22 protein-coding genes are annotated in these 26,991 nt (G+C 71.8%); 10 read left to right on the top strand and 12 right to left on the bottom strand.

Translation table 11 applies throughout. From position 1 onward, the window contains the following. Window positions 1-36: 36 nt before the first annotated feature. Together NAEX_RS32970 and NAEX_RS51080 are read right to left on the bottom strand one after the other, a co-directional pair. Window positions 37-1,425: a monooxygenase gene (locus tag NAEX_RS32970; RefSeq protein WP_096331451.1), complete on the bottom strand. Its 1,389-nt coding sequence runs from the start codon at window positions 1,423-1,425 to the stop codon at window positions 37-39. A gap of 243 nt (window positions 1,426-1,668) precedes the next feature. Beyond that, the gene (locus NAEX_RS51080) at window positions 1,669-1,818 is read right to left on the bottom strand and encodes a hypothetical protein (RefSeq protein WP_170136193.1); all 150 of its coding nucleotides are present in this window, start codon (window positions 1,816-1,818) and stop codon (window positions 1,669-1,671) included. Window positions 1,819-1,923: 105 nt separating this feature from the next. Between NAEX_RS51080 and NAEX_RS32965 the strand changes: the two genes are divergently transcribed. From NAEX_RS32965 to NAEX_RS54015, 4 genes are all read left to right on the top strand, one after another. Further along, window positions 1,924-2,997, top strand: coding sequence for a sensor histidine kinase (locus tag NAEX_RS32965; RefSeq protein WP_170136192.1), 1,074 nt, complete (start codon window positions 1,924-1,926; stop codon window positions 2,995-2,997). A gap of 23 nt (window positions 2,998-3,020) precedes the next feature. Next, entirely contained in the window at window positions 3,021-3,791 is a 771-nt protein-coding gene (locus tag NAEX_RS32960; RefSeq protein ID WP_170136191.1) for a LytR/AlgR family response regulator transcription factor, read from the top strand. A 123-nt stretch (window positions 3,792-3,914) separates the two neighbouring features. Further along, the gene (locus tag NAEX_RS32955) at window positions 3,915-4,979 is read left to right on the top strand and encodes a hypothetical protein (RefSeq protein WP_096331448.1); all 1,065 of its coding nucleotides are present in this window, start codon (window positions 3,915-3,917) and stop codon (window positions 4,977-4,979) included. Window positions 4,980-5,631: 652 nt separating this feature from the next. Further along, window positions 5,632-5,757 carry a hypothetical protein gene (locus NAEX_RS54015; protein WP_256254106.1) on the top strand — a complete coding sequence of 42 codons (126 nt, stop codon included), beginning with the start codon at window positions 5,632-5,634 and terminating at the stop codon, window positions 5,755-5,757. A 463-nt stretch (window positions 5,758-6,220) separates the two neighbouring features. Here the strand turns inward: NAEX_RS54015 and NAEX_RS32945 are convergent, their stop codons facing one another. Together NAEX_RS32945 and NAEX_RS32940 are read right to left on the bottom strand one after the other, a co-directional pair. Continuing rightward, window positions 6,221-6,823 (bottom strand): hypothetical protein, encoded by a 603-nt coding sequence (locus NAEX_RS32945; protein ID WP_096331446.1) that lies wholly within the window; start codon window positions 6,821-6,823, stop codon window positions 6,221-6,223. Between the two features lie 61 nt (window positions 6,824-6,884). Then, window positions 6,885-7,364, bottom strand: a complete 480-nt coding sequence (locus NAEX_RS32940) for an SRPBCC family protein (protein ID WP_096331445.1) — start codon at window positions 7,362-7,364, stop codon at window positions 6,885-6,887. 630 nt (window positions 7,365-7,994) lie between these two features. Between NAEX_RS32940 and NAEX_RS32935 the strand changes: the two genes are divergently transcribed. Continuing rightward, window positions 7,995-9,761 (top strand): DUF1592 domain-containing protein, encoded by a 1,767-nt coding sequence (locus tag NAEX_RS32935; protein WP_170136190.1) that lies wholly within the window; start codon window positions 7,995-7,997, stop codon window positions 9,759-9,761. 7 nt (window positions 9,762-9,768) lie between these two features. After that, entirely contained in the window at window positions 9,769-11,115 is a 1,347-nt protein-coding gene (locus NAEX_RS32930) for a DUF1552 domain-containing protein (RefSeq protein ID WP_096331443.1), read from the top strand. Between the two features lie 163 nt (window positions 11,116-11,278). Here the strand turns inward: NAEX_RS32930 and NAEX_RS32925 are convergent, their stop codons facing one another. Beyond that, window positions 11,279-13,039 (bottom strand): hypothetical protein, encoded by a 1,761-nt coding sequence (locus tag NAEX_RS32925; RefSeq protein ID WP_170136189.1) that lies wholly within the window; start codon window positions 13,037-13,039, stop codon window positions 11,279-11,281. Window positions 13,040-14,224: 1,185 nt separating this feature from the next. Here NAEX_RS32925 and NAEX_RS32915 point away from each other — a divergent pair. Next, window positions 14,225-14,776, top strand: a complete 552-nt coding sequence (locus NAEX_RS32915; protein ID WP_096331440.1) for an NADPH-dependent FMN reductase — start codon at window positions 14,225-14,227, stop codon at window positions 14,774-14,776. A 346-nt stretch (window positions 14,777-15,122) separates the two neighbouring features. On the opposite strand, the gene NAEX_RS32910 is transcribed toward NAEX_RS32915, so the two are convergent. Beyond that, window positions 15,123-15,422, bottom strand: coding sequence for a hypothetical protein (locus NAEX_RS32910; protein ID WP_143141219.1), 300 nt, complete (start codon window positions 15,420-15,422; stop codon window positions 15,123-15,125). A gap of 459 nt (window positions 15,423-15,881) precedes the next feature. Between NAEX_RS32910 and NAEX_RS32905 the strand changes: the two genes are divergently transcribed. Continuing rightward, entirely contained in the window at window positions 15,882-17,300 is a 1,419-nt protein-coding gene (locus tag NAEX_RS32905) for a Do family serine endopeptidase (protein WP_170136188.1), read from the top strand. Between the two features lie 88 nt (window positions 17,301-17,388). Here NAEX_RS32905 and NAEX_RS32900 read toward each other — a convergent pair whose 3' ends face one another. The 6 genes from NAEX_RS32900 to NAEX_RS32875 all read right to left on the bottom strand — a co-directional run bounded on the left by NAEX_RS32900 (window position 17,389) and on the right by NAEX_RS32875 (window position 25,122). After that, a complete protein-coding gene (locus NAEX_RS32900; protein WP_096331437.1) occupies window positions 17,389-18,192 on the bottom strand; it encodes a hypothetical protein in 804 nt (267 codons plus the stop codon). Continuing rightward, complete coding sequence (locus NAEX_RS32895) at window positions 18,189-18,752, bottom strand: RNA polymerase sigma factor (RefSeq protein ID WP_143141218.1); 564 nt, start codon at window positions 18,750-18,752, stop codon at window positions 18,189-18,191. Before NAEX_RS32895 ends, NAEX_RS32900 begins: the two co-directional genes overlap by 4 nt. A 32-nt stretch (window positions 18,753-18,784) precedes the next feature. After that, window positions 18,785-20,008 carry a hypothetical protein gene (locus tag NAEX_RS32890; RefSeq protein WP_096331435.1) on the bottom strand — a complete coding sequence of 408 codons (1,224 nt, stop codon included), beginning with the start codon at window positions 20,006-20,008 and terminating at the stop codon, window positions 18,785-18,787. A 72-nt stretch (window positions 20,009-20,080) separates the two neighbouring features. Beyond that, the gene (locus NAEX_RS32885; RefSeq protein ID WP_096331434.1) at window positions 20,081-21,010 is read right to left on the bottom strand and encodes a hypothetical protein; all 930 of its coding nucleotides are present in this window, start codon (window positions 21,008-21,010) and stop codon (window positions 20,081-20,083) included. 195 nt (window positions 21,011-21,205) lie between these two features. Further along, window positions 21,206-23,320, bottom strand: a complete 2,115-nt coding sequence (locus NAEX_RS32880; RefSeq protein WP_096331433.1) for a G8 domain-containing protein — start codon at window positions 23,318-23,320, stop codon at window positions 21,206-21,208. Window positions 23,321-23,340: 20 nt separating this feature from the next. Then, window positions 23,341-25,122 carry a hypothetical protein gene (locus tag NAEX_RS32875; protein ID WP_143141217.1) on the bottom strand — a complete coding sequence of 594 codons (1,782 nt, stop codon included), beginning with the start codon at window positions 25,120-25,122 and terminating at the stop codon, window positions 23,341-23,343. 783 nt (window positions 25,123-25,905) lie between these two features. On the opposite strand from NAEX_RS32875, the gene NAEX_RS32870 reads away from it, so the two are divergent. Together NAEX_RS32870 and NAEX_RS51075 are read left to right on the top strand one after the other, a co-directional pair. Beyond that, window positions 25,906-26,568, top strand: a complete 663-nt coding sequence (locus tag NAEX_RS32870; RefSeq protein WP_096331431.1) for a hypothetical protein — start codon at window positions 25,906-25,908, stop codon at window positions 26,566-26,568. A 106-nt stretch (window positions 26,569-26,674) separates the two neighbouring features. Further along, window positions 26,675-26,845 carry a hypothetical protein gene (locus NAEX_RS51075; RefSeq protein ID WP_170136187.1) on the top strand — a complete coding sequence of 57 codons (171 nt, stop codon included), beginning with the start codon at window positions 26,675-26,677 and terminating at the stop codon, window positions 26,843-26,845. Window positions 26,846-26,991 lie beyond the last annotated feature (146 nt).

The following is a 26,991-nucleotide window of genomic DNA, read 5'->3' as shown; positions in this document are numbered from 1 at the left end:
CCCCGAGCCGGGGCCTCGTGGATGCCGTTCGGAACGCTAGTCAAGCAGCGTCGCGTACAAGATGTTCGTGCACATCTCGTCGTGGGTCCCCTCGCCCCAGGTCGTGGGCATCTCGCGTCCCGACGTGTCGAAGTTGCACGAGATGCTGAGGGTGTCGCCGGGAGACACGTCGATCGGGGTTTCGTACCACCACAGGTCTTGCCAATGGAAGTCCCAGCGATCGACGTCGGTGAGGCATTGCTCGGACCCTTGGTGATGCAGCGTGGTCTGCTGCGTCTTGCCGATCACATGCATGTGAGGCATCGAGCCCCAGACGCGGAGGCCGCCGGGGATCGTGATTCCGGCGTACCACCCGAGCATCTCCAGCGTCATCTCGGCGCTGACGTTGGCCTGCGGGTCGCCGGGGGGCACCGAGAACTCGAAGCTGCCGGCCGGCACCAGGTACGCCCGCTCCAGCGTCGTGCCCTGCTCGAGCTGGTACGTCACCTTCGAGCGGTCGGAGTAGAGGCCTGGTGCCGGCACGTTGTAGTGGACCTGCACCACCACCTGGCGGCCCGCGCCGTGAAAGATCCCCGTGCCTTCGGGCAGGATGGTCGCCCCGCTGCCCGGGACCCAGACGCCGTACAGGATGGACTTCTGGACGCCGGCCGCGCCGAAGCAGCGATACCCGGGATCGGGGTCGGCGGCGTCCAGCGCCGCGGCCTCGGCCTCGGCCTCGGCGTCCAGCAGGTAGAACAGAGACACGTGATGCACGACGCGGGGGTCGCCCGGGAGGATGTCGTAGCCGGTGATGAACGAGTCTTCGGGGATGCCGGGATCGACGACGAAGCAGCGGTATTCGTCCTGCTCGCCCGGCGCGGGCTGGGGCGTGTAATCGAGGCCGATGTCGAAGGTCGCCAGCTCGCCGGTGAGCTTCGGGCTGTCGTCGACCGGAGGCGGGGGCGCGTCCGCGGGGTCGCCGAGCGGTGCGCCGGCTTCGGACCAACTCTGGAACAGCTCGATCTCCGCGTCGCTCAGCCACCGCGCGTTCTTGTACGTGTGGCACGAGCCGTCGTTGTTGACCGGCATCGGCGGCATCGTGCGCGACTCGACCGAAGCCGCGAGCAATCCGCTCAACGACGCTGCGGCCTCGGGGTCTTCCAGCGAGAACGGCGCCACGCCGCCGTCCCGGTGGCAGCCGAGGCACTCCTTGTTCACGATGGGTGCGATGTCCTTGTAGTACGTGGGCGCGATCGAGCCTTCGGTGGGGTCGGAGCCCTCGGTGGGGCTTGCGCCCTCGGTGGGGCTCGCACCCTCGGTGGAGCTCGTGTTCTCGGTGGAGCTTGTGTTCTCGGTGCCGGGCCCGTCGGTGCTGCCAGCGGTGCTCTCGCAGCCGACGCTGAAGGCGAGCGTGATCAACGAGGTGGTGGCCAGATGCAGTTTCATGACTCGTCCATGTGCAATCACAGGCAGCTCCTGGTCGTTCAGGATAGGGACCGGCCGAAGTTGCGACGATACGATTCCGACGAACCGTCGTCTTCCACCGACGAGCCGTCGTCTCCCACCGACGAGCCGTCACCCCGCGAGTAGAGCCCCGCCGCCCCGCCCACAGGGTGTTCCACCGCCTCGTACAGCTTGACACGTGGATCTCGAAGCTGCATTTTGCGAGGTGTAATCATCGCATCGATGTCAATCGTTGGTGAAGTCGGGGACGAAGATGATCTCGGTGGCGGCCGCGACCACGCCGTGCCATCGATCTTGCGGGTGAAGACTGGTCTTGCGGGTCGGGCGGCGGAGTCTCCGCCGGCCTGTCGGCGTGACCGGCCTGGTGCTGCTCACGAGCCGCGCTTGGAGTACTCTCGGTCCCGCCGAACCAGCCGCACGCTCATGAGCGCATCGCCCTCGCCTCCCCATACGTTCCGTTGGAAGCGCTTGGTCGTGGGGGTGGCCATCATCTCCGTACTGGCGCTCACGCACGCGGCGGCCACCGCGCTCTCCGGGGACGGCGTCACGGTGTATTGGTTCGCCTTCTGGCTCCTCGGAGTGCCGGTGAACATGCTCCCGCTCTTCGTGAGCTTCACCTGGGGCACGCGCCGCCGCTCCGGTCCGACGCAAACGCTCCTCACGACCCTCGCCGTCGCTGCCTTCTTCGGTGGTATCGGAGGCGTCGGCGCCTGCTACCTGATGCGGCATCATCCGCAGCTCTTGCCGCCCCCGCCGCGCGCACCGACCTACCTGGGGCACGCCGGATTCGGCGTCGTGTTCGGAGTTCTCATGTGCGCCATCTGGGCGCTCGCGTTCATCTACCCGTTCGCTCTGGAAGACGCCAGGCTGCGCGCGCTCGAGGCCGAGAAGCTGAAGCTCGAGGCCGAGAAGCTACGCAGCAGCGCCGAGCTCGCCAGGCTGCGCACCCAACTCGAGCCGCACTTCATCCTCAACACCCTCAACGCCATCGCCGGCCTCACGACCCAGGAGCCGCAGGAAGCGCGCCGCCTCATCGGCTGTCTGGGCGATCTGCTCCGCGACGTGCTCCACGACGCGGACGAGATGCAGACCCTCGGAGACGAGATCGCCTGGCTGCGCCGGTACGCGGAGATTCTCGAGGCACGTCATGCGGGCTCGCTCCGCTTCCGGTGGGAGCTCGCTCGAGGCACCCACGACGTCTTGTTGCCACGCCTGCTCCTCCAGCCGCTGGTCGAGAACGCCGTGAAGCATGGGGCCCTGCGCCGCAAGGGAGGCGGGCAGGTGCGCATCCAGGCGACGCTCACGAAGCCCGACAAGGGAGCCCCGCGCCTCGTATGCACGGTCGAGGACAACGGCCCGGGCATGGCCGCGACGCCGCCTCGTGCCGGGGCGTTCGGCATCCGTTCCGTGCGCCGGCGCATCGAGCTCAAGTACACGGACGGGACCCTGCGGATCGATTCGTCGCCGGAGGGGACGCGTACCGTCCTCGATCTACCTTGTACCACGGCGGGAGAGCCGATGATGATCATGACAGCGGGCGAGGCGGCGCGATGAGGGAGCCCTCCACGGCGGGAGCTTTGCGCCCGCTCCGCGCCCTCGTCGTCGAGGACGAGTGGCCGGCGCGCAACTACCTGGTCGAGCTGCTCGAGGAGTCCCATCTCGCCGAGGTCGTCGGCGCGGTCGTCAGCGTGGACGAGGCTCGGCAGGCGTTGCAGCTCGCGCCCTCGGGGTTCGGGATCGACGTCGTGTTCGTCGATGTGGCGCTCGGCGGGAACGGCGACGAGACCGGGCTCGACCTGGTGCGCGGCTGGGCACGCGAGGGGCATCGGCCGATGTTCGTGCTGGCGACGGCGTTCAAGGAGCATGCGATCGAGGCATTCGCTCTCGGGGTCGACGACTATCTGTTGAAGCCGTTCACCGCGGATCGGGTCGTGCAGTGCCTCCGCCGCCTGCATGCACGCCGCCGCTCCTCGCCCGCGAGCCCCCTCCGGATCGTGGCCCGCCGCGGCAAGAGCCTGGTGTTCCTCGACACGAGCGAGGTCTGGGCCTTCGAGGCGGCCGATCGGCTCACCTCGGTGCATACCCCGCACGGCACGTTCGACCTCGACCTGTCCCTGTCGGCGATCGAGGCGTCGCTCGGCCGGGCGCTCACCCGCGTCCACCGGAACTGGCTGGTGAACGCGGCCCACATCAAGGAGCTCGAGCGCGATGGGACGGAGACGACGATTTTCGTCGGCGCCGGCATCGGCCCCGGGCAGCCCGGCGTCAGGGTGCCCATCGCACGCGAGCGCGCTGCGTCCGTGCGAGAGATGCTGCTCACGACGGCCACGGGGCTCCGCCGCGGCTGACCCTCCGCAACGACCGCGACACGGCCGTGTCGAAGGAGCACCGCCGCCGGCGGTTTCTCCGAGGCATCACCGTAGCCGCCATGCGACCTCGCGGCGGCCCTGTAGTACAGTCGCCGCTCCCTCATGGCGACCCTCTACATCCTCGCGCACAAGCTCGGCGGCACCTGTCGGCTGACCCTCGCGGGCAACCGGCTCGAGACGGACGAGGGCGGTCCCCGCCACGTCCAGACCTTCCCAAGCGAGAAAGAGGCGAAGGAGCACCTGGAGCGGGTGATCTCCATCCACAAGCGCGGCGGCTACGTGCTCGCCGAGTCGCAGGACCTCGGGGAGGTGCCCCTCCCGGACGACGATCCCCTCGCGGGCTGCGTCGCGTGGGACGCGGAGCGCCGCAAGATGACGGTCACCTTCAAAGGCCACGAGGTCCCGCGGGGGCTCTGCGCCCGGCTGGTCGAGCGCATCCTCGAACGCGCGCCGGCCACGATCCAGATGATCTGCGACTTGGCCAGCCCCGGCGCCGCGTTCACGGCGGCGCTCGCCGGCAAGGCGCTGCCCTCGGTGACGAGCCTCATCTTCGACACCCACTTCCAGACCCTGACGCGCCAGCGCGAGAACGCGATCGGCGACCTCGCCCACGTCCTCGCCGCGCTCCCGAACATCGAGCGCGTCTTCGCGAGCGGCGCCCTCGCGCTCAGCCCCACCCGGCACGACAAGCTCCGCGAGCTCTACCTGCTCGGCGACCCGCTCAAGCCCGCCCTGGTGAAGGCGCTCGGGGCCTCGACCTTCCCGGCCCTCGAGACCCTCGCCCTCGACCTCTGCTCCGACGACGGCCCGGGCCCCGACCGCGCGACCGTGGCCGCCCTCCGTTCCCTCACCGCGCCGGCGCTCCGCACCGTGCACGTGAGCGACATCGAGGACGTGCGGTCCTTCCTAGCGGCCCTGGCGGCAAAGCCGCTGCCCGCCTCGTGGTCGTCTCTCTGCCTGCGCGGCACCCTCGACGACGAGGACGAGCTGCTCGCCTCGCTGGAGCGGCTCGCGCCCGCGCTCCAGCGGCTCGAGGAGCTCGGCCTGTCCATGTCCCACTCCCTGTCCCAGGACGCCGAGCCGCGGGCGCAGAAGCTCGTCCGGGCCGTGGTGGACTCGGGCAAGATGCCGGAGCTGTGCCTGCCCGAGGTCTACCTCGATTGGTGATCGGCGCGCCGGCGCCGGAACCGGTATCGACGCCGTCCCGCGGCTCGCGCTGGGCTGCGCGGAGCGTGCGGCAGCGAGGCGTTTCGCCGATCGCGCGGATGCTTGTTCGCGCTCATCCCGGCTGGTTCACGCGGCATGAACCGCCCGGGACGGCGTCGACGGCGATGGGGACGTACTCTTATTTTTTTAAAAACTTTCTGACGGGTCCGAGCCCGGCCGGAGATGGGCAGGCATGCACTCGATGCGCCGTCCCTCCACCAGTTCTCGTATCCCCACCCCCAGACATTCGCGGGCTCGACTCGGAGCTCTCGGCTGCTGTCTCTTCGCGCTCGTCGGGTGTGACGAGGGCAGCGTCACCAGCACCGGCGACGAAGAAACCGAAAGCGCTGCCGGCCCCCTCGATGCGGGCTGGGACGACACGACCGACTCCGACGTCGAGGCCGACGCGGGACTCGATACGACCGGGGCCACCGGGGACGGGCCGGGCACGGACGCGTCGGATGGCGACCACGCGCTCGATGTGCCCCACGGCGGCGACTACCGCACGCTCGATGCGACCTACGGGGCGGGTTGCGAAGAGTGCGTCTCGTGTCTTTTGGAGTGCGATTGGGCCCGAATTTCGTGCGAGGAAAACGCTGACTATTGGCGATGGATGAGCGAAAGGGACTGCTGGTACGCCTACGGCTGGGTCTGCTGGTACGTCGAGCCGGGGAACGACCAGGACGGTGCTTGCACGAATTACAACAGCTGCATGATCTCGGCGTCTCTGCAGCATTAATGGGACGACTGGAATTGTGCGAGCACCCAGGACTATTGCCGAGATTATGGTTGCATGAACACTTGCTCCTGCAGATAGGGGCCCTACGATGAGGGACAGCCCGAGCTTTCGTCGCGGCTCCACGACCAGAGCCGCCTTCGGGAGGGACGATCACGTCCGCTCGCGGGCGTGACCGTCCTGTCACCACGGCGCCGTTCACCAGCTCGTTGGGCGTCAGCAGACGGTGCTGGCGCTCACGCACGCTCGCGGGCCCATCCCGCGATCACCCGTTGCTGGCCCTCGTCGTCGAGCGTTGCGTAGGGTTCGTCGGCCTGCGCCAGCAGCGGAGCCAGGCCCTCGCGCGCCCCCGATGGTCCCGCGCGCGCACGAGGCCGAAGCTGTGCAAGCCCGAGCCGCCGATGTGACGTCCTTTGTTTTGCCGAGGCCCTCCGGTCTCCCTCGTCGGCGCCGGGCCGACCTGGCGCTACGCTCCCGGACAGACGATCGTCAACATGCCGGTGCGGGGCTCGAACTTGGTCTGGTTCGTGGCTACCTCGTCGTCGAGGAGGAACTCGCCCGAGTCGCAGTTCGGGACCTCGACGGTGAAGCGGACCATCGGGAGCTGACAGCGCCGTCGCTCGGGGTACGCGAGGTCGGAGTGCGACACCTCGAACATCCCTCGCGTCAGCATCACCTCGGGCCGCTCGGTGAAGCAGTGGCTCTCGGGCCCATCGACGCAGATCTCGATCTCCGCGGCTTCGAACGCCTCTGCGAGCGCCTCCGAATCCAGCGGCACCCCGGACTCGTCGACGAGCTCCACCGTCAGGTAGAAAAGGCGACTCATGTCGCACTCGGAGCCGCAGCCGGACGCCTGCGTCAGCGCGGCGAGGACGAGACCGAGGTATGCCCCGCACCGCCTCGCAGAGCCGTCGCGCGAGCCACGGCCCGCGGCCTCCTTCATCGACCCCTCGCCCTCGCGCGCCGCGTGGCCGGCGCGGCCGAGGCGCAGAGAGACCGGCCCGAGCGCCGGCCGGCGGCCGAAGCGGGTGGAGAAGTCGCGGAGGGACGTGAAGAAAGCGCCGTGCATGAAATCGCCTCGGTCGGTGGAGTCGCCGCAGCCGCCGGAAAAATTGCGGCGCGCGGTCCGTTCATCCCTTTAAAAGAATTTCGCCCCAGCGGTCCGATTCGGCGACCTCGCGCAGCACGCGGTTGCGCTCGACCAGGAAGTTGCGCATGTAGCGAGTGAGGACCAGGGCGTCGGCGAGTCGACCGAGCGGGCCGAGCGGGGACGTGAAGTCGAAGCGGTCGCGCATGATCGTGCCCTCGCCGTCGGCCTCGAAGAAGTGGTCGTGGTCGAAGCGGGCGAACGCGCCGCGGACCATCGAATCGCGGAAGCGACGCGGGCGCTCGAACAGCGTGATCTTGCTGGTCAGCAGCTGCGTCACCCCGAAGTGACGGGCGCGCCAGGTGACCTCGTCGCCCGGGCCCAGGAGGCCGCGGACGACCCCGGCGACCGCGCGCTCGCCGGTCTCGGCCGCGCCCGCGAGGTGGACGTCCACGCTGCGGGCCAGGTCGAAGCAGCGCTCGAGGGGCGCGCCGATGGACGTGACGAGCTCGATGATCGGCATCGGGTCTGCTCGAGAACGACTCATTCGTGCCGCGGCCGCCGGCGAGGGCAGTGCCCGGCGAGGGCGACGATCGGAGAGCTTCGGCGCAGGGGGTCCACCAGCGCGGAAGGGCATGTGTCGGGAACCGTCACGGGCGGAGTGCTCGGCTCGGACGGGATACCACGGCCATCGGCCCGTGACACCGGCTCGGCGGTAGGTCCCGGCCCGTGGATCGGGTGCAGACCCCCAAGTCGACCGTGCTCCTCTCGACCTCGACTGCTGGCGGTCGGGGGGTCTGCGGCCGTGGGGACCGGGAGGTCGCCGGCGTCGCGCCGTGGCAAACCGCCGACGCTTGCGGCCGTTCGCTGCAGCCGGGGCAGTCGGTGCCGCGCGACGAGCATGTCCCAAGCAGTATGTCCTTGGCTTCAGCTTCCGACCCTTTCGGACAGTCAGCGCAATGGCATATGCGCGTTTTCGCGCGCGCCTGCGTGTGTCTGGAGCCATCCTGAAGTGACCGGCACTCATCGAGTGCCGGTGGCCAGCGATCGGGTGATCCGTCGGCCGCTCCGACGACGCTACCGCAACCGCTCGAGAGTTGCGGAAAGCTGTATTCTTTCTCCCGCTCGCGCTAGCTTTCATAGTGGAGTTGCGATGATGCGTTTGGTGTTGCCGCTCGGCGGCTGTCTCCTCCTCGCTGCATGTCCGTCCGATCCTGTTGCCGACCCGACCGACGGCGGCACCACGACGACGGCGAGCACGACCACCCCCTCGCCCGGCACCGACACGACCGGGGACGTTCCCGGCACCAGCGGGGAGACGCCCACCACGGCCGGTGAAGAGCCCACCACGACCGGCACCTCGACGAGCAGCGGCGGCGAGGAAGAGGTCTTCGAGCCTGCCCCGGGCGGTCTGCGGCGGCTGCAGCGGCACCACTACGTCGGCTCGATCCGCTACCTGTTCGGCGACGCGGCCGCGGGGGCAGCCGCCCCGCCGGAGGACTACTCGCTGCACGGCTTCGACGCGATCGGTGCGGCCGAGCTGTCGCTGCAGGAGAGTGCGATCGAGCAGCTCGAGGCGTCCGCGCGGGCGATCGCCGTCGCCGCGGTCGCCGATCGCAGCACCCTCGGCGGCCACGTCCCGTGCGTCCTCGAGGGCGATCCGGGCGATAGCTGTTACGACGCCGTCGCGGCCGACCTCGGGCGCCTCGCCTGGCGCCGCCCGCTGACCGCGGAGGAGGTCGCCCCGCTGGTCGCCATCGCCAAGGAGGCGCGCGCCTGGGGCGGCGGCGACTTCGCGACCGGCCTGCAATACGAGCTGATGGCGCTGCTGCAGTCGCCCTACTTCATTTACCTCGTCGAGGTCGGCGAGCCCGACCCCGACGATCCGGCCGTGCGCCGGCTGACCCCGACCGAGCTCGCCGCGCGGATGTCGTTCTTCTTGCTCGGGCGGACCCCTGACGCCGCGCTGCTGGCCACCGCCGAGGCCGGCGAGCTCGTCACCGACGACGACGTGCGCGCCGTCGCCGAGGCGATGCTCGCCCGCCCCGAGGCGCGCGCGACCCTGTCGACCTTCTACTCCGAGCTGTTCCAGCTGCGCGACCTGGCGACGCTGAACAAGAACAACGAGCTGTTCCCGCAGTTCACCACCGAGCTCGCCTACGCGATGACGTACGAGACGCTGCGGCTGATCGACGACATCGTGTGGCAGCAGGACGCCGACTTCCGGACCCTGCTCGACGCCGACTACACCTTCGTCAATCCGGCGCTGGCCTCCCTCTACGGCCTGCCGCCGCCGCCGGGGCAGGGCTTTGCGAAGGTCGCGCTGTCGGCCGAGCAGGGCCGCGCCGGTCTCTTGGGACAGGCGAGCTTCCTCGCCCGCTTCGCCCACCCGGCCGAGACCTCGCCGACGCGGCGGGGCCAGTTCATCCGCGCCAAGCTGCTGTGCGAGGCCGTCCCGCCGCCGCCGCCCGGCGTCGACGCCAGCCTGCCGCCCGAGGACCCGGACAAGCCGCAGACGATGAAGCAGAAGCTGCTCCAGCACATGGAGGACCCGAGCTGCAACGGCTGCCACAGCCTGCTCGACCCCCTCGGCTTCGCGCTCGAGAACTACGACCCGATCGGCGCCTTCCGGACGCTCGACGACGGCCTCGTGATCGACCCGAGCGCCAGCACGGCCGACCTCGGTCCCTTCGCGTCCGCCCGCGACCTCGCCGCGCTGCTCTTCGACGACCCACGCGTCACCGCCTGCGTGATCAAGAACTTCGTCCGCGGCTCGCTCGGCCACATCGAGCGCCTCGGCGAGATCGGCGTGCTCGACGACCTCGAGGCCGACTTCGTCGCCAACGACCACCGCCTGCAGCACCTGCTCGTCGAGCTGACCGCCAGCCCCGTGTTCCGCGCCGTCGGTGCCCCCAAGTGAGGCTCTCATGTTCAACCGTCGCACCATCCCCCGTCGCACCTTCCTCCGCGGCCTCCTCGGCGGCTCCACGGCCGTCGTCGGCCTCCCCCTGCTCGAGGCGATGCTCGACAGCCACGGCGAGGCGCTCGCCGACGGCGCCCCGCTGCCGACCCGGTTCGTCACCTGGTTCTTCGGCAACGGCGTGATCCTCCCGCGCTTCGAGCCGACCGCGACCGGCCCGAACTACCCGCTGAGCGAGCAGCTCGAGCCGCTCGCTGGCGTGCGCGACTACGTCACCGTCCTGACCGGCCTGCGCAACCGCTGCGAGCAGACCGTCACCCACCACGAGGGCATGACGGTCTTCAACGGCTACACGATGACCGAGCTCGCCGGCCTGTTCTCCAAGGCCGGCGGCCCGACGATCGACCAGCTGATCGCGGCGAAGATCGGCCAGGACACCCCGATCGCCTCGATCCACCTCGGCGTCTCCAAGCACCTCAGCGTGATGGACTCCGGCACCACGATGCACGCCCTCTCGCACAAGGGCCCCAACGAGCCGCAGTACCCGCAGTTCAACCCGCAGCAGGCGTGGACCGACCTGTTCGGCGCGTTCGCCCCGACCGCCGACGACCGCGTGCTGCGGACCAGCATCCTCGACGCCGTCCGCGACCAGACCGCCGCGCTGCGCACCAAGCTCGGCAAGCTCGACAACGAGCGCCTCGACGCCCACCTCGACGGCGTGAGCGCGCTCGAGAAGAAGATCGAGGCCACCGCGCCGCTGTGCGCCCTGCCCGAGAAGCCGACCGAGACCAACACCGACATCAACGGCGTCGAGCCGATCACGGCCGTCAACGCCGTCATGAGCGACCTGCTCGTGTACGCCTTCCAGTGCGACATCACCCGCGTCGCCAGCATGCTGTTCCACGGCGGCGCCGCCGAGACCGTCTTCTCGGAGATCGGCCTCTGGAGCGGCCACCACAACAACTCCCACAACCCGAACTCCGAGGAGCTGCACACCGGCATCGTCCACATCATGGGGCGCTTCGCGGACATGCTGGAGAAGTTCAAGGCCTCGATCGACATCGACGGCAAGAACTTGCTCGACACCTCGATCATCTACTGCAGCAGCGACTGCGCCGAGGGCTGGACCCACTCGATCCAGCGCCAGCCGATCATCCTCGCCGGCCACGGCCGCAACAAGCTCGTGTACCCCGGCATCCACGTGCAGGCCGCCCCCTACCCGATGAGCGACGGCAACACCTCCGACGTCCTGCTGACCTGCCTCCAGGCGTTCGACAAGACCGCGACCTCGATCGGCGCCGGCGCCCCGATGTCGACCACGCCGATGGAAGCGATCAAGGGCACGATGTTCTGACGCCCGGGCGCGAGGACGACAGCCGCCGCGAGCGGCCGATCCGCGCGATCACTCCGCGTACGCGCACCGAGAGCTCGTCACCCCGCCGGGCGGCCCGTGCCCGCTCGGCCTGGCTGGCGAGCTTTTTTCAGGCGCGCTGAACCCGGCCGCTGCGGGCGCGGGCTCAGTTGCACGTGCCGCAGGCAAGCGTCTCGACCTCGGCGACGCACAGCTCGTCCCACGACACGTTGCAGCAGAAGGAATCCTGCGCACACACACACTCGGCGATCGCCGCGTCCTCGCACGACGGCGTCACGTGCGGCTCGCAGCAGGCCCCCTCGCCCTGCCCGCCGCACATCCCACAGCCGAACGCCTCGACCGCGGCCACGCACTGGTCGTCCCACGCCGTCGTGCAGCACGCGTCGTTCTGCGCGCACACACACTCGGCGATCGCCGCGTCCTCGCACGACGGCGTCGCGTGGGCCTCGCAGCACGCGCCCTCGCCCGGCCCCGCGCACATCCCACAGCCGAACGCCTCGACCGCGGCCACGCACGCCTCGTCCCACGCCGTCGTGCAGCACGCGTCGTTCTGCGCGCACACACACTCGGCGATCGCCGCGTCCTCGCACGACGGCGTCGCGTGGGCCTCGCAGCACGCGCCCTCGCCCGGCCCCTCGCACATCCCACAGCCGAACGCCTCGACCGCGGCCACGCACGCCTCGTCCCAGATCCCCGCGCAGCAGAACGCGTCCTGCGCGCACACGCACTCGGCGATCGCCGCGTCCTCGCACGACGGCGTGTCGTGCGGCTCGCAGCAGGCCCCCTCGCCCTGACCGCCGCACATCCCGCAGCCGAGCGGCTCGACCAGCGCCGCGCAGGCGTCGCTCCACTGCTCCTGACAGCAGCTCGGCGCGACGTCGCAGACGCACGCCTGCACCTCGGCGTCGACGCACCCCGGGCCCTCGCCCGGCAGGCAACAGTCGCCGGGCTCGGCCTGGCAAACGCCGCAGCCGAGCAGCTCGACCTTCTCGACGCAGGTGATGTCCCACTGCTGGGCGCAGCAGAACGGATCTTGCGCGCACACGCAGGTCTCGACCTCCGGCTCGCTGCAGCCGGGCCCGTTTTGGGCCATGCAGCAGGCCCCTTGCTCGACCTCGCAGATCCCACAACCGGCCTGGTCGACGAGCGCCACGCACGCCTCGGTCCACGCGTCGGCGCAGCACTCCGGCGCCAGGGTGCACACGCAGCTCTCGACCCCGGCGTCGACGCATCCGCCGCTCCGGTGCGCCTCGCAGCACTCGCCCTTCGGCGGCTCCTCGCAGACGCCGCAGCCGAGCGTGTCGATCGCCGCGACGCACTCGGCCCCCCACACGCCCGAGCAACAGTCCGGCTGTTGCGCGCACACGCAGGTCTCGATCGCGTCGTCGGTACAGCCGGGCCCGACACCGACCTCGCAGCACTCGGCCTCGGGCGGCGGCGGGCACGAGCCGCACCCGAGCGCGGTGACCAGCGCGACGCACTCGCTCGTCCACGGCCCCTCACAACACGAAGCATCGACCGTGCACACGCACGCCGAGATCGCCGGGTCGGCGCACAGCGTCGGCTCGCAGCAGACCGCCGGCGGCTCGCCGGTGGTCGACTCGCCGGTCGACCCCGAGCTCGTCTCACCGGTCGTCTCCGTCGTCGACGCGGTCGTCGCCGTCGTCGCCGGATCGGTCGTCGACGTCGTCGACCCGAGCGTCGTCGTCGGAGCGGTCGAGGTCGGCTCGCCGGTGCTCGTGCCGGGGTCCGAGGTCGTCGTCGTCGTGCCGGGCTCGGTCGTCGCCGAACCTGACGAACTGCTCGACGGACTCAGGCTGTCGGTCGACGCGACATCGTCGGAGCAGGCGAACAACAGCGGCGAGGACGCGACGAGCGCGAGGGTGAGCGAGGCGAGGCTGCGCAAGCGAACGGCTCCTTAAGGCGGAGGCGCCGCTCGTTTGCACCGCAACACCACGACGGACAAGACGGCACCTTGAACAACCTATACACGAGGAACGCCCCGCCGTTCCGCACCTCGATCCACTTTCGCATCTCCGTACTCGCCCCGGCGCAGAAGCCGAGCCCCGGGACCCACATGGACTCACATGCCGATCCCAGGCGCTCCGCGACTCGGCCCGTCGGCACGGCGTCCGGTTCAAACTGCCGTGCGGCCGCCGGCCGTCGGTTCGGCCGGCCACGTCCGTTGCTCGGGTATCGGCCGTCGACGCCGGAGCGCGAGCGGCGAGGCCCGTCGCACCACCCGCTCGCGGTCGAGGAGCGGCCTCCCCCGCCGCGGCTCGCAGGCATTAAAAAAGATGTCCTTTCAGACATGTCCTCATGTCCGAGAAACAAGCTCCTCGATGGGCGCCACGCCGGGTTGAAGCCGTACATTGCGGGGAGTGCGAATGCTCCGCGGATCCCCCGAGCCGCGCTTCCGCTCGAGGACATGTCCCGCAGGACATCTCGTTTGTGGACGCACGAGCGGCCGTGCGCCGGGCTGGAGCGTGCACTGTGGGAGCGTGGATGTCGGCGCCCGCGCTTCGTATCGGAGACATGTCCCGCAGGACATCTCTTCGTGGGACGCACGAGCGAGCCCGTGAGCGCCGGGCTGGACCCGCGCATTTCGTGCAGGAAGTGCGACGGCTCGCGGATCGGTCGCGCCCGCGGACGGCCGGCGCTTGCGGCGCTCGACGAGCCGGCAGTCGAGCCCTGGTCGTCGCTTGTCCGCCGTGTACGGGGCGTTGATCGGCACGCTGTTTCGCATACGGAATCGGCGCTGCCGACATTGCGTCCATCTGAATCGGCATCGGCCAGTGCGTGTCTGCGGTCGTCTGCCGGCGTCCACGGCCTGGTGCCCGGAACCTTGAAAAACAGCAGGGGCGACCTCGCGATTCGCGGCACAACGGGTGCCCCCGCGAGGCCACGACGTGCCGTCCACGGCCTCCCGCGTCCCCCGTCCCGGCTCGCTCGCGCCTCCGACACGACCCCTCGATCGCCGGAGCCCGCTGTTCCGGACGCGCTCACGGCCGCAGACGCCGCCTGCCCCTGTTGCGCCGAGGGCGAAGGGTGATAAATAGCTTTTGGCTTTCGCCGGAATCGGAGTTCGTCCATGAGCCGATACAACATCGCGGTCCTCGTCGGCAGCCTGCGCCGGGATTCTCACAATCGCAGGCTGGCGACCGCCATCGCCCGGCTCGCTCCCGGCGAGTTCACCTTCAAGCAGCTCGAGATCGGCGACTTGCCGCTCTACAACCAGGACGACGACGCCGATCAGCCTGCCCCGGCGAAGCGGCTCAAGGCGGAGATTCAGGCCGCGAGCGGCCTCTTGTTCGTCACCCCGGAGTACAACCGCTCGATCCCCGGCGTGCTGAAGAACGCGATCGACCACGCCTCCCGGCCGTACGGGCAGAGCGCCTTCGCCGGCAAGCCGGCCGGGGTGCTCGGCGTTTCGGTCGGGGCCATCGGCACGGCCGTCGCCCAGCAGCACCTCCGCGGGATCCTCGCCTACCTCGACATGCCGACCCTCGGCCAGCCGGAGGCGTTCATCCAGGCCAAAGAGGGCCTGTTCGACGAATCCGGCGACATCGGCCCGGACAGCCGCAAGTTCTTGCAGGGGTGGATGGACAGGTACGTCGCCTGGATCCGCCGGCACGCGGCGTGAGTCCTTCGCCACGGCGCGCCGGCGCGCCCTACAGACGATCGCCGGCGAGCGCTTCTCGTCGACGCAATCCCCCGAGCTCCGTGGCCTGGAGGAGACCGCGGCGTCCCCGTCCGAATCGTCGGAGCGCGCCGCTGCGCTGAAAGCGGGGCGTCGACGCCCGTCATGGCTCCGCTGCCCTGAAGGACGACGGCCTCGATGCGCGAGCGTCCCACAGGACGTCGACGCCCGTCATGGCTCCGCAGTCCTGAAGGACGACGGCTCGACGCGCGAGCGGTTCACGCGTCGAGCCACGCCCTGCTGCGCCCGCGTCGACCGCAGGGGCCGGGCTTCGCTTTTCCGGGGCGCTTCACGAGCCGCGCGTCGCGGGCGTCGGCGTGGCGGTCAGCGGGAGCCGCGGGAGCCGGACGTCGCACGCGGTCGTCGCCGACGTGTCGGGCAGGCAGACCGTCTTGCCGAGCAGGGTAAACCAGGTCGGCTTCGGCTGGGGCGGGGGCGTCCGCAGATCGGGCAGGCGGACGTGGCACGTCGTGCCCTCCTCGACCGCCCCGAAGCACAGGTTGAAGCCCATCAGCGGCACGACGGACCCCTTCTGGGCCGGCGCGGGCGGCTGCGTCGATTCACTCGCACGAGCCTCGCTGGGGAGCACGAGAAGACTTCCAGCGAGCGCGACTGTGGCCAGTTGCTTCAGCATAGAATCCTCCGAACGGGTGATGTCCGATGATTGCAGACGGCGACCGGCGGGGGACCTCGGGGCCCGCCCCGTCCGCGCGCCGGCTCTCGGTCGGGGCAGTTAATCACGCCACTCGCCCTGTCAAGCGCCCCCTCGGCCGCGCGCGACGGGGCCGCGGGCCCGCCGGCGCGAGCTCCGCAAGCCGTGGGCGTCCGCGCGCCTCCGGCGGCAATGCATGGACTTGACCGCCGGACGAATGGGCGTAGTGTACGGGCGCGGCGCGCACGGCCTGCGGCCGACCGCCGCCATTCAAGACATCGATCAATCTCGACACAAAGGTATCGCGCCATGTCAAGACGACGGGTTCGACTTTTGCGATGGGTATGGGTCGGTCTGCCAGCGCTCGCCCTCGCCTGCGGCAGCGCGCGGGGGACCGTGCAGTCCGACGACGCCCCGGCGTCGGCGGAGCAGGCCGACGAAGAGGCGACCGGCGCGTGCGCCCAGGTGCCGGCGCTGAACACGACGCCGCCGATCACCGGGGTCACCGACCTCGAGCACGCCTTCGAGCGCGCCGCCGAGGCGATCGCCCCCTCGGTCGTCTCGATCGCCTCGGTGCGGAAGTTCAAGCGGCCGCAGCTGCAGGTCGTCCCGTTCGGGGGCCTCGACGGGCTGTTCGCGCCGCACCGGTTCGCGCCTCCGCCCGCGGAGCTCAAGCAGAGGGGGCTCGGCAGCGGGGTGATCGTCAGCGGGGAGGGGTACATCCTCACCAACAACCATGTCATCGAGGGGGCCGACGAGCTCGAGGTCGAGCTCCACGACGACCGCAAGCTCCCCGCCGAGGTCGTCGGCGCCGACCCGCACACCGACATCGCCGTGATCCGGGTCCGCGCCGACGGGCTCAAGCCGGCCAGCTTCGGCGACTCGGACGCGCTCAAGGTCGGCCAGTGGGTGCTCGCCGCCGGCAACCCGTTCGGCCTGTCCCGGACGATCAGCGCCGGCATCGTCAGCGCGGTCGGCCGGACCTCCATGGGCATCACCGACTACGAGCAGTTCATCCAGACCGACGCCGCGATCAACCCCGGCAACTCCGGCGGGCCGCTGATCGACCTGCAGGGGCGCGTCATCGGCATCAACACCGCCATCGCCTCGCGCACCGGCGGCAGCGACGGCGTCGGCTTCGCCGTCCCCGTCAACATGGCCAAGCAGGTGATGGAGCAGCTCATCACCGGCGGCAAGGTCGTGCGCGGCTGGCTGGGCCTGATGATCGGGCCGCTGACGCCGGAGATGGCCGAGTCGTTCGGCTACACCGGCAAGGGCGGCATCCTCGTCGAGGACGTCGCGGCGGACGGGCCGGCGAAGCAGGCCGGCCTGAAGCACGGCGACATCATCCTCGAGCGCGACGGCCAGCCGGTCACCGACGTCGCCCGCTTCCGCAACGGCATCGCCCAGGCCGCGCCGGGGACCCGCATCGAGCTGAAGATCTGGCGCGATCGGAGAGCGCAGACGATCGCCGCGACCCTCGGCTCGTTGCCCGACCCGGGCACGCCCGCCGCGGGCGCGCCGTGGTCCGGCTTCGGCCTCCGGCTCGGCGACCTCGGCGACGCGCTGCGCCGCCGCTTCGACCTCGAGGCCGAGCGCGGCGCCGTGATCGTCGAGGTCGAGCCGGGCTCGGCGGCCGAGGCCGCGGGCCTACGACCGGGCGACGTGATCGAGCAGGTCGGCGACGCCGACGTGAAGACGGCCGCCGAGGCCCGTGACAAGCTGGCGGCGACCGACCGCGACGCCGCCGTGCGGCTCCGCGTCCGCCGCGGCGATCACGGCCAGTTCTTCATGCTCCGCCGGCGCGACCGATGAGCCCTGACGCAGGCCGCGCCGCCCTCGCGCTCCCCCGCCGCCATTCGCCGGCGAGCCGCGCTCGACGCTCGTTCGCCGGGCGCCGACCTCACTCGCGCTTGCCCTTCGGCCGCTGCACCGGCACCAGCCGCTCGCCCACGCACGACCCGCGCAGCCGCGGCAGGAACAGCCCCGGCCCGCCGCGCAGCAGCGCCTGCGCGACCGCCTCGGCCTCGTCCGCGCGGTGTTCGGCGCACAGCGCCAGCACGCGCAGCACCTCGCGCTCGTCCGCCAGCAGGCCGTGCGCGAAGCGGCGGCCGTGCTCGTCCAGGCGGGCGAGCGCCGCCGCCGTCGCCCCGCGCTGCAGCGCCGCCTGGGCCGCCTCGAGCAGGCGTCGCTCGGCAGCAAGGTCGGGACCCGTTTCGCCGCTCGTCTCGGCCTCGCTGCTGTTCGCCGTCCCGCCGCTCGCCGCCCCGCCCGCGCTGCGCCGCCCCGCCTGCTTCGCCGGCGGCGGCCCTGTCGGCGCGCTCGCCTCGACCGTCGTGGGCGCCTCCGGAATCGCGACCTCGACCGCCGGGGCCGGCTCGCGCGGCGCCTCCCTCTGCTCCACCGCCGCCTCCGCGGGCGCGCTCGGTCCGGGCCGCGTCAGCCAGCGGCCGCCGGCGAGCGCCGCCCCGACCACCACCACCGCCGCGATCGCCTTGAGGCTCGTCGCCGCCGCGGCCTTGCCCGCGAGCGCCTGCGTCGCGTTCGCCAGCGCCGCCGGATCGGGCACCTCGGCCCCGCCGTCGTCGGGCCCCGCGGGCGGCGGCGCCTGCAGGCGCTGCCACACGCGCGCGAGCGCCTGCTCGTCGGGCGCGGCGCGGCGAGCCCCGCGGATCAAGCGCTGGATGTCCTCTTGTTCCTGGCTCATCGAACATCCCTCCCGAGCAGCCGCCGACGCGCGTGCGCTCTGGCGAACGCCCGCTTCGCCTCGCGCAGCCGCGAATACACGGTGTTGACGTTGACCTCGAGGATCGCCGCGATCTGGGGCGCCGACAGCTCCTCGACCTCGTGGAGCACGAACACCTCGCGCTTGTCCTCGTCGAGCTCGGCCAGCAGCGCGTCGAGCATGCGGAGCGCCTCGGCGTCGAGCAGCGCCTGGTCGGGCCCGCGGTCGCGGCTCGGCCAGTCCTCGGCTGGCGGCTCGAAGCTGTGGCGGCGCGCCCGGTCGCGGAACTTGCGGGCGATCCGGACCGCGATCGCGTACAGCCAGGTCCGGATCGCCGCGCGGTGCTCGAACTCCGGCAGCCGCCGCTGCACCACGATGAACAGCTCGTGCAGCGCGTCCTCCACCGCCGCCGGCTGGACCCCCAGGCGGCCCAGCGCGCGCCACAGCTCGCGCGCGTGCGCGCGGTACAGCGCCGCCACGGCCTCGCGGTTCGGCGCACCCGGGGCGGGCGGCGCGGCGGACAGCGGGCGGGCGGCGGGCATCGACGCTTCGTCCTGCGGGCGCGGCCGATCCGTCAATTTTTCTCGCGGCCGAGGTGGACCTCGAGCCCGACCGCCGCCCGGAAGCCGGCGGCGCCGATCACGAACAGCTCCGGCAGCGGGTCGACCGCGAACGACTCGCGGGTGATCGGCACCACCAGCGCCGCGCTGCCCCACAGCGCCATCCGCCGCGTGAACCGCCAGACCGCCGCGGGCTCCAGCTCCGCCGCCGCCCACAGCGTCCGCACCGTGCGCGCGCCCGCGAACCCCGAGCCGCGCGCCACCAGCACCCCGAGCTCGATCCCGGCGCACAGCGGCAGCTCGACGCGCCCCGCTCCGGTCGGCCCCCCGCGGCGCAGGCGCGGCGTCGGGCACACCCGCAGCCCCGCCGCCCCGACCTGCGCGCGCGCGCCCACGCCCGCCGGCTCCGCGTACTCGCGCCGCCGCCCCGGCCACCAGTTCGCCGTCAGCTCGAGCCGTACGCCCGGCAGGCGCAGCGCGTAGCCGCCCAGCAGGCCCGCGCCGACGCCCGGCAGCGCGCCGGCCTCGAGGCCCACGGCGAGCCGCAGCGCGTGTCCGACCGCCACGCGCGGCCGCGGAGGCGTGAGCGGTCCGGCGGATGCCGGCGGCGGCTCGATCTCGCCCACCCCCGGCGCGTTTTCGCCCGCCGGCTCCGCCGCCGGCTCGGGGATCGGCCCGCGCGCCTGGCCTGACGCCGACCCCGGCTCCGGCGGCGCCGGCACCTGCCCTGGCTCCGCCGGCCCTGGCACCTGCCCCGGCTCCGGCGGCGCCGGCACCTGCCCCGACTCCGGCTCGGGTCCGGCCTCGGCTTCCGCTCCCGCCCCGGCCAGCCCCGGCTCGATGGCGATCGCCAGCGCCAGCGCCCCCGAGCGCGCCAGCTCCTCGCAGTGGCGGCCGCGCAGCGTCTTCTCGCCGCGGGTCCCGTCGCGCGCGATCACCAGGCGCAGGCGCCAGCCCGCCCCCTCGCGCTCGAGCGCGCCCTGGGTGGTCAGCCCGGGGTAGCCGGCCGGATCGGCCGCGGCCCCCAGATGTCCCGAGAGCCAGGCGCGAAATTCATCGAGCTGCGGGCACCCGGGCGGGGCGCTCCACGTCAGCGCCAGCCGCGACGGCGCCTCCGCTGCGGCCGGGCTCGCCATCACCGGCGCCGCCGACAACGCGGCCACCAGCGCCGCGCAGGCGCCTGGGCCGAGACGATGCGGGCGAGCGAGGAACACCGGCCCGCGCTTCTTATCGTCCACGCGGAGGCCTGTCCATCACTCGCTGCCGACGACCGGCGAGCACCCCCGCCCGCGAGTGGCCCGCGTGCCCCCTTACAGGCCGCACGCGCAGTCGCACAGCGCCGGGCTGTCCTCGTCGGCCCAGCACTGAAAGTAACCGAGCGGCTCGAACTGGCACGGCACGTCGTCGAGGAGCTCGAGCTCCACGCTCGGCGCCACGTCGTCGCTCACGCGGCCCCAGTACGGGCTCTTCACCGCGTCGCCCGGGTCGCACTCGGCGGGCGGGTTCAGGTCGAAGCAACCGCCGTCGTGGCGCAGGTGCACCGGGATGCAGCGACCGACCGGCGGCTCGGCGTTGCACACCGGCTCGGCCGCCACCTCGTGCGTCGTCTCCACCCACAGGCAGCCGTTGAGGCCGGGGTCGCCCTGGAATTGATTGCAGCTCGCCTCGTCGGTGAGCGACTCGCAGTGGGTGGACAGGGCGCCGCAGCCCAGGTCTTCGACGTTGACCGCGAAGCCGTAGCAATCGAGCGCCAGGCCCTGGGTCTCGCAGTCGCACGGGCCCCAATCCGCGGGGAGGTTGCCCGGATCGAAGGGGAACGCCACCGGCACGCCGTCGGGGGTGCAGTGGAGCGCCGGCGACTGGCTGCCGCCGGTGAAGCTGGCGCAGAAGCCGTACTCGCCCTCGCCCCAGCGGCAGCCGTTCTCGTCGGCCTCGATCGCGCCGCCGCCGACGAACTCGCAGCCGGCCGCCTCGCACGAGGCCAGATCCGTATATTGCGTGCAGGGGTCGTTGCCCTCCGTGGTCGGCGGCTCGCCCGTGGTGGTGGTGCTGCTGCCGGACGGGTCGCCGGTGCTGCCGGACGGATCGCCGGTCGGATCGCTGGCCGTCTCGCCGCTCGGGTCGCCGGCCGTCTCGCCGCTCGGGTCGCCGGCCGTCTCGCCGCTCGGGTCGCCGGCGCCGGCGGTCCATTCACCGAGGGAGTGCTTCTCGCCGCAAGCCGGCGAGAGCGCGAGGAACATCAAACTCAGGGGATAAGCGATAAGCGGACGCAAGGTACACCTCGTGGTCGGAAGGTAGGAGCGCGGCGACGCGGTCACTGCCGGTCGCCGCTGTCCTTGAGTCCTGCCGCCCGCGTCGATCCATCGAATTTTTTTCGGCCGCCTGCTTTTTTTACGAGCGATCGCGCCCGTCGTCGCGCTCGCCGCCGGCCCGGCTCAGCGCGGCACCAGCCACGCGTCGAACGGCGCGTAGTAGCTGCCGCCTTCGACCTCGTTGTCGGCGCGGAACAGGTCGAAGTCCGCCGGCAGGTCCGGGTAATCGGGGCTGGAGAAGCCGCGGATCTCCCACAGCGAGTAGCGGTTGAACGTCTGGCCGAAGTCGAACGGCAGCACGCCCGCCGGGATCACCGGGTCGATGAACCGCAGCCACACGCGCAGGCAGTTGGGGTCCTCCGGGTCGTTCTCGTCGCCGTCCGCGCAGCTCTCGTGCAGCTGCGTCACCGCGACGTCGCGGTCGCCGGTGAAGGTCACGTGATCGAAGATCGCCGGCTTCTCCTGGATGAACACGTAGGCCAGGATCCGGATGTCGTCGACGAGGCCGCCCTGCATGCGGGCCGTGTCGTCGAGCGGGATCGCCTTGACCCCGATCGACGACAGCCCGTTGTCGACGGCGACGACGTCGCCGAGCAGGAACGGGTTCTGGTAGGCGCCCCACAGCACGCCGTAGGCGCCGTTCGACCAGAACGCGTTCCTCGCGTAGGGCGCCTGCGTCAGCTCGGTGTTGTGCCAGATCATCGCCCCGTGGCCGCGGTTGTGGTGGGCGACGTTGTCGTCGAACACGAAGTTCGCCGGGCGCCCCGAGCCACCCTCCTGCCAGCCGAAGCCCGAGATGTCCTCGCCGGAGCCGTTGTAGCCGACGCCGACGGCGACCGAGTCGCGCGCGCCCGAGCCCTCGCCGCCCGACACGGCGACGCCGACCATGCGGTGGTCGACGCGGATGCAGCCGTCGACGCGCTCGGGGACGCCGACGCGCGCCGCGAGCACGTGATCGAGGAGCACGTCGGCCGGCGCCTTCTCGCGGTCGTCGCAGAAGGTGCCGCACGCCCCGTTGTCGTAGAACAGCCCGAAGCCCATGCCCTGGGTGTCGTAGCCGACGACGTCGGCGATCTCGATGCCGTTCGACTGCTCGACCATGACGAAGTGGAGCTCGCCGCCCCAGATCGCCGCGTGGCGCACGAACGACCCGGCGGACGCGTCCTTTTGCTGGTGGAACCAGATCGGCGCGCGGCGGAGCGGCAAGGCGTGCCCCTCGGTCTGGCCGGTGCAGGGGACGATCGGCCCGAGCCAGCGCAGCTCGACGCTGTCGATCTCCACGTGCCCCTGCTCGGCCACCAGGATGTGCGCGTGGGCGCTGTCGTCGGCGGAGCGGATGACGACGTTGCGCGACAGGTTCGCCGCCTCGCCGCGCCGCATGCAGTCGGCGCAGCCGTCGTGCGGGTACGTCAGCGCCTCGGCGAGGGTGATGTCGTCGCCGCTGACCGCGGCGATCGTGCCCTCGTCGAAGTGCTCGACGATCGCCTCGCCGTCGGCGAGCGGCGCGCTCGGGGTCAGCAGCACGCGATCGCCGGCCTTCCAGCCCTCGGCGCCGTCGACGGTGAAGCTCGCGTCCCCGGCCCCCGCGCCGTCGATCAGCTTGCCCCACGAGCGCTTGGGCGCGCCCGCGGCCCGCAGCACGCCGGCGCCCATCACCCACAGGCCGACGTCGCCGTCGACCACCGCCATCGGCGTGTCGACCGAGTGCATGCCGTCCCCGCCCATCGCGCTGGGCGTGCCGACGTAGTCCGCGTCGTGCATGCCGGTGAAGATGATCTCGGCGGTGACGCCGTCGGGGATCCGATCGTCGGGCGTGCCGTAGTCGAGGGTCCCCTCGACGACCAGGTTGCCGTGCAGGGTGAGGGTCGTCGAGGCCTCGCGCGACGCGAACAGCACCCCGCCGGCCTCGATGCGGATCGTACGAGCCTCCGCGGGGCAGTCGACGACGACCGTCCGCCCCTTCGGGATCACCACGTCGGTCTCCGCGTCGGGCACGGCGCCGCCCCAGGTCTCCGCGGCGCAGAACGAGCACGAGCCGCCGTCCTCGCAGGCCGTGGGCGTGACGGGATCGCCGGTGGGCTGGTCGGTGTCGGTGCCGACTTCGGTGCCGGCGGTGCCGCCGTTCGTCTCCGTATCGCCGGTGCCGCCGCCGCTGTCGGTCTCACCCGAGCCACCACCACCTCCGCAGGCCGCCGCGAGCGACAGCGCGATGCCCAGCGACACAATCGTACGAGCCATGATTCCTCCGATCGCTCCATCTAAGGACAAGCCGCGAGGTCGGCCGCGACCTCGCTCGGGGCGAGCGCGCGCAGCTCGGCGCGCTCGTCGGGCGTGAGCCCGTCGCAGCCGTCGCGCCAGGCGTTCCCCAGCACCACGTGGTGCTCGGACGTGAGCGAGCCGCCGCCGGCGAGGAAGGCCGCCTCGCGCGTCAGGAAGCGACGCATGAGGGCGGCGCGGACCGGGCCGGCGACGCGACGGAGCGGCACGGCGAGCAGCCGCACCGGCCCGCGATCGGTGCCGAAGTCGTCGGCGAGCGCCCCCTGCGACTCCTCGAGGCTGCCGACCAGGTGGAGGTACGTCAGCGTCCACGGCCCTGCGCCCGCCGAATCCGCCACCGTCAGGACGTCGCGCCAGTTGAGCGGGCGATCGCCGGTGGTCTGGCCGCGCCCAGGGTTCACCGCCGCCTGCGCCATCCACCACGAGAACGCCTGGTCCATCGCGTCGGGCAGCCCGTTGACGAACGCCGCCTCGAAGAACGCGAAGCCGACCTCGTACGGGAACGCCGGTCCGCCGTCGGGAAAGCCGTGGTCCGCCCCCTCGAAGCCGCCGTGGCGCCGCTGCCAGTCCCACAGCTTCACCGCCGCGTAGCGGAGCAGCTCGACGCGCCCCGCGTGATCGCCCGTGGTGATGAGGATCTCCTTGCCGAGGTGCACCGCGGCGGTCGCGAACGCGCGCGCCGCCTCGAGGCTGCCGTCGCTGGCGAGCGCGGCCTCGGCGACCGCGAGCGCACCGTCGCCGCGGGTGAACCAGGTGGCGTCGATCTTGCGCGGCAACCACCGCGACCACGACGGCAACTCCACGGGCAGCGCGACGGTCGAGGTGTCGAACGACGCCGCGATGTCCCACGCGGGCGCGTCCGGAAAACCATCCGGGAAGAGCGCCGCGCCCAGCGCGTCGTCGGCGGGGAGCACCGCATCGTATCCCGCCCCGGCCGCGCCGACGTGCGCCGGCCCGGGCTGGAACGGCGGGTCGAACACGCGACCGACCGCGGCGACGGGCAGCGAACGGATGTAGCTGGCGATGTCCGCCGCCTCCTCGGCCGAAAACAGGTGGTGCTCGGCGCGCGCGATCAGGCTGTGGTTGGAGAACGCGAAGTAAGCCAGGTCCGCGCCGTCGTCGGCGTGGCAGCGGGCGCACGGCGGCCCGCCGTCGCGGCTCTCCGCGGTGAAGAACCGCTCGCCGCGAGCGATCGCGTTCGCGTCGGCGGACGGCGCGGTCCAGGTCGCCGGGTCGTCCGCGGGGAGGCCGGTGGCGAGGCGCTGACCGCCGACGACGAGCGCCACGTCGAGCACGCGAAAGCCGGAGACGTCGCGGATCTCCCGGTCGTAGCGGAACACGACGCGATTTTCGCCCGCGCGCAGCGTCCCGTCGGGGAGCGCGAGCGAGGCCGTCGCGTGCCCCCCCGAAGGGCGGACGAGCCGAAGCGCGGGCGCCCCGAGGTCGATCGGCTCGGCGTCGCCGACGACGACGAACGCGGCGCCCGCCTCGAGCACGTTGTGCACCGTCAGCGCCAGCTCGGCCGCGGGCGCGTCGGCGAGGTCCTGCGGGACATCGATGCGGACCGCGACCGCCGTGCCCGCCGGGCCGAGGATCTCGATCGGCAGGGCCGCCGCCTCCGGCGTGTCGTCGCCACCCGTATCGCTGTCGCCGCTGCCGGCGGTGTCGTCCCCGCCCGTGGTGTCGTCACCGCCGGCGGGGTCGCCCATGCACCCGAGCGCCAGCATCAGCAGCGCGAGCGTGAGAGGAGAGAACCGGCCCACGATCCGCATTGTATCCGCGGTGATGCTCGCCTCAATACGGACATCACCTGGTCCCCGGTAGCGACATCGTCGGTGATCGTCGTATGGCTCCCCGGGCTTTGAGGCGGGCAGGAGACATCGGGCGCTGCGCCGAGGCAGGGATTGCGGGTCCACAGATGAAGCATCGCGCCAGAGCATCGATGGCTGCGGGCGCGAACACGAACGCGGGGGCCGCCGGCCGCATCGCCACACCACATTCGTGCCCACCGGCCTGCCCTACTTTCGCAACTCTGGTTTCGATGGTGTCACCGACCTGCGCACGTCCTGACTCGTCGGCGCTGCCTCGTGCTCGCGCGCGCCGCGGCGCTATCGCTCGCGCAGGAGCACCCCCGCCGCCATCGACGAGAACCACAGCGGCACGTAGGGCGCGAAGAATTGCCGGACGCCCCGGCGGCCCGACCGATCCGAACAGCCCGGTCCCGCGGGCGATGAACCACGCCATCATCAGCACCGTCGAGCGGTCGTCGAGGTGATGGCCGCGCCCCCGGGCGTAGCGCGCCTGCACCCACACGAAGCCGAACAGCCCGCAGACGACGCCCGACATCCCGCCGAACCGCGTCGGCCTCGCTCGCAAATTCCGTCAGCTCGCGCATCGGCCGGGCGACCCAGCAGCCCCGCCGCCGGCAATCGCACCGACGTCGACCACACGGCCGCTCCTGAGCCCTCCGGGCAGCGCCCGCTCGCGCGACGCGAACCGACGACCGGCCGTTGTCGCCCGCGTCGCGGCCATGCAAAGATGTTCCCATGCGCGCCTGGCTCCCGCCCCTGCTCCTCCTGGCATGCGCCCCCGAGCTGGCGCCCGGCGACACCGATTCGCAGACCACCGGCACGAGCACCGGCACCGGCGAGCCGACGACGAGCACGACGACCGCTCCGACCACGGGAGCCGTCGACATGATGATTGAGGCCGCCTGTCTCGAGGACATCCATCCCGGCGACTTGTGGCCCGAGATTGAGCCGGCGGTGACCTGCGGCGGGCTCGAGCTGTGTCCCGGCGACGACCCGATCGTGTTCGAGCTCGACGGCCCCGGAATTTGGGACGACCTCTCGACGCCGACCTCCGTCGAGACCGACCTCGAGCGCGCCCGCTGCCTCGCCACCGCGTTGCGCGACCGCACCCCCGGGCAATTCATGTTCCTGCCCGTCCGCGGCCGCGAGGTCCTGCACCTGTTCGGCCTCGAGATCGTCGGCGAGCTCGTCGTGATCCGCAGCGAGCGCGCGAGTTGCGAGCTGATATATCCCGAGCCGAAGTCGTGCCACGTGAAAGAGCGCCTGCGGGTGCTCCGTCCGCCCGAGTACTTCGCCGACTGCGTCGACGGCGACGCGCTCGCCCTCTGGCGATGCCTCCTCGACGCGGTCGAACCCGAGCCCGCCTGCGCCCCCGGGCCGCTGTCGTGCCCCACGTAGCGTTTGCGGGTCATCCCAGGCGGCCGAATCCGACCTGTCGCTGCTGCACCAGGCGCCGAAGCTCAGCGGCGAGCTGTTCGGGCCCGGCCTGCCGACCGGCGACATCGTGCATTCGAGCGTCAAGCAGGACTTCACGGTGAAGGGCTCCTCGCACGCCTTCATCTGCCAGCGCTCGCTCGCCCAGCCCGACGTGTGCCCGAACTTCCCGAACCAGGACTGCTGCGACTTCACCCTCGTCGCCACCGTCGACGTCTCCGCCGGCGGCAACGGCTCGTGATGGAGTCGATCCCCGACAGCGTCCGCGTCAAGGACCCCCAGACCGTGGACGCTGAGGTCGTCGCCGCCGCCGTCGCCCCCCCACCAGCGAGTGAAAGGTCACCGGCAAGCTCCCGTTCACGCTCATGGCCGAGATGGTCTCCAGCG

This window comes from Nannocystis exedens, assembly GCF_002343915.1.
Lineage (GTDB): Bacteria > Myxococcota_A > Polyangia > Nannocystales > Nannocystaceae > Nannocystis > Nannocystis exedens.
The sequence above is the reverse complement of the archived record's forward strand: the minus strand, read 5'-3'. Positions and strand labels throughout refer to the sequence as shown.

Bases quoted from the DNA above. Each gene is read 5' to 3' on its own strand.
- NAEX_RS54015 (WP_256254106.1), top strand. From the start codon at position 5,632: ATGAGCGAAAGGGACTGCTGGTACGCCTACGGCTGGGTCTGCTGGTAC.
- NAEX_RS32870 (WP_096331431.1), top strand. From the start codon at position 25,906: ATGCGCGCCTGGCTCCCGCCCCTGCTCCTCCTGGCATGCGCCCCCGAG.
- NAEX_RS32945 (WP_096331446.1), bottom strand. From the start codon at position 6,823: ATGCACGGCGCTTTCTTCACGTCCCTCCGCGACTTCTCCACCCGCTTC.
- NAEX_RS32915 (WP_096331440.1), top strand. From the start codon at position 14,225: ATGAGCCGATACAACATCGCGGTCCTCGTCGGCAGCCTGCGCCGGGAT.
- NAEX_RS32900 (WP_096331437.1), bottom strand. From the start codon at position 18,192: ATGAGCCAGGAACAAGAGGACATCCAGCGCTTGATCCGCGGGGCTCGC.
- NAEX_RS32885 (WP_096331434.1), bottom strand. From the start codon at position 21,010: ATGTTCCTCGCGCTCTCGCCGGCTTGCGGCGAGAAGCACTCCCTCGGT.
- NAEX_RS32955 (WP_096331448.1), top strand. From the start codon at position 3,915: ATGGCGACCCTCTACATCCTCGCGCACAAGCTCGGCGGCACCTGTCGG.
- NAEX_RS32940 (WP_096331445.1), bottom strand. From the start codon at position 7,364: ATGCCGATCATCGAGCTCGTCACGTCCATCGGCGCGCCCCTCGAGCGC.
- NAEX_RS32930 (WP_096331443.1), top strand. From the start codon at position 9,769: ATGTTCAACCGTCGCACCATCCCCCGTCGCACCTTCCTCCGCGGCCTC.
- NAEX_RS32970 (WP_096331451.1), bottom strand. From the start codon at position 1,425: ATGAAACTGCATCTGGCCACCACCTCGTTGATCACGCTCGCCTTCAGC.
- NAEX_RS32935 (WP_170136190.1), top strand. From the start codon at position 7,995: ATGATGCGTTTGGTGTTGCCGCTCGGCGGCTGTCTCCTCCTCGCTGCA.
- NAEX_RS32880 (WP_096331433.1), bottom strand. From the start codon at position 23,320: ATGGCTCGTACGATTGTGTCGCTGGGCATCGCGCTGTCGCTCGCGGCG.
- NAEX_RS32895 (WP_143141218.1), bottom strand. From the start codon at position 18,752: ATGCCCGCCGCCCGCCCGCTGTCCGCCGCGCCGCCCGCCCCGGGTGCG.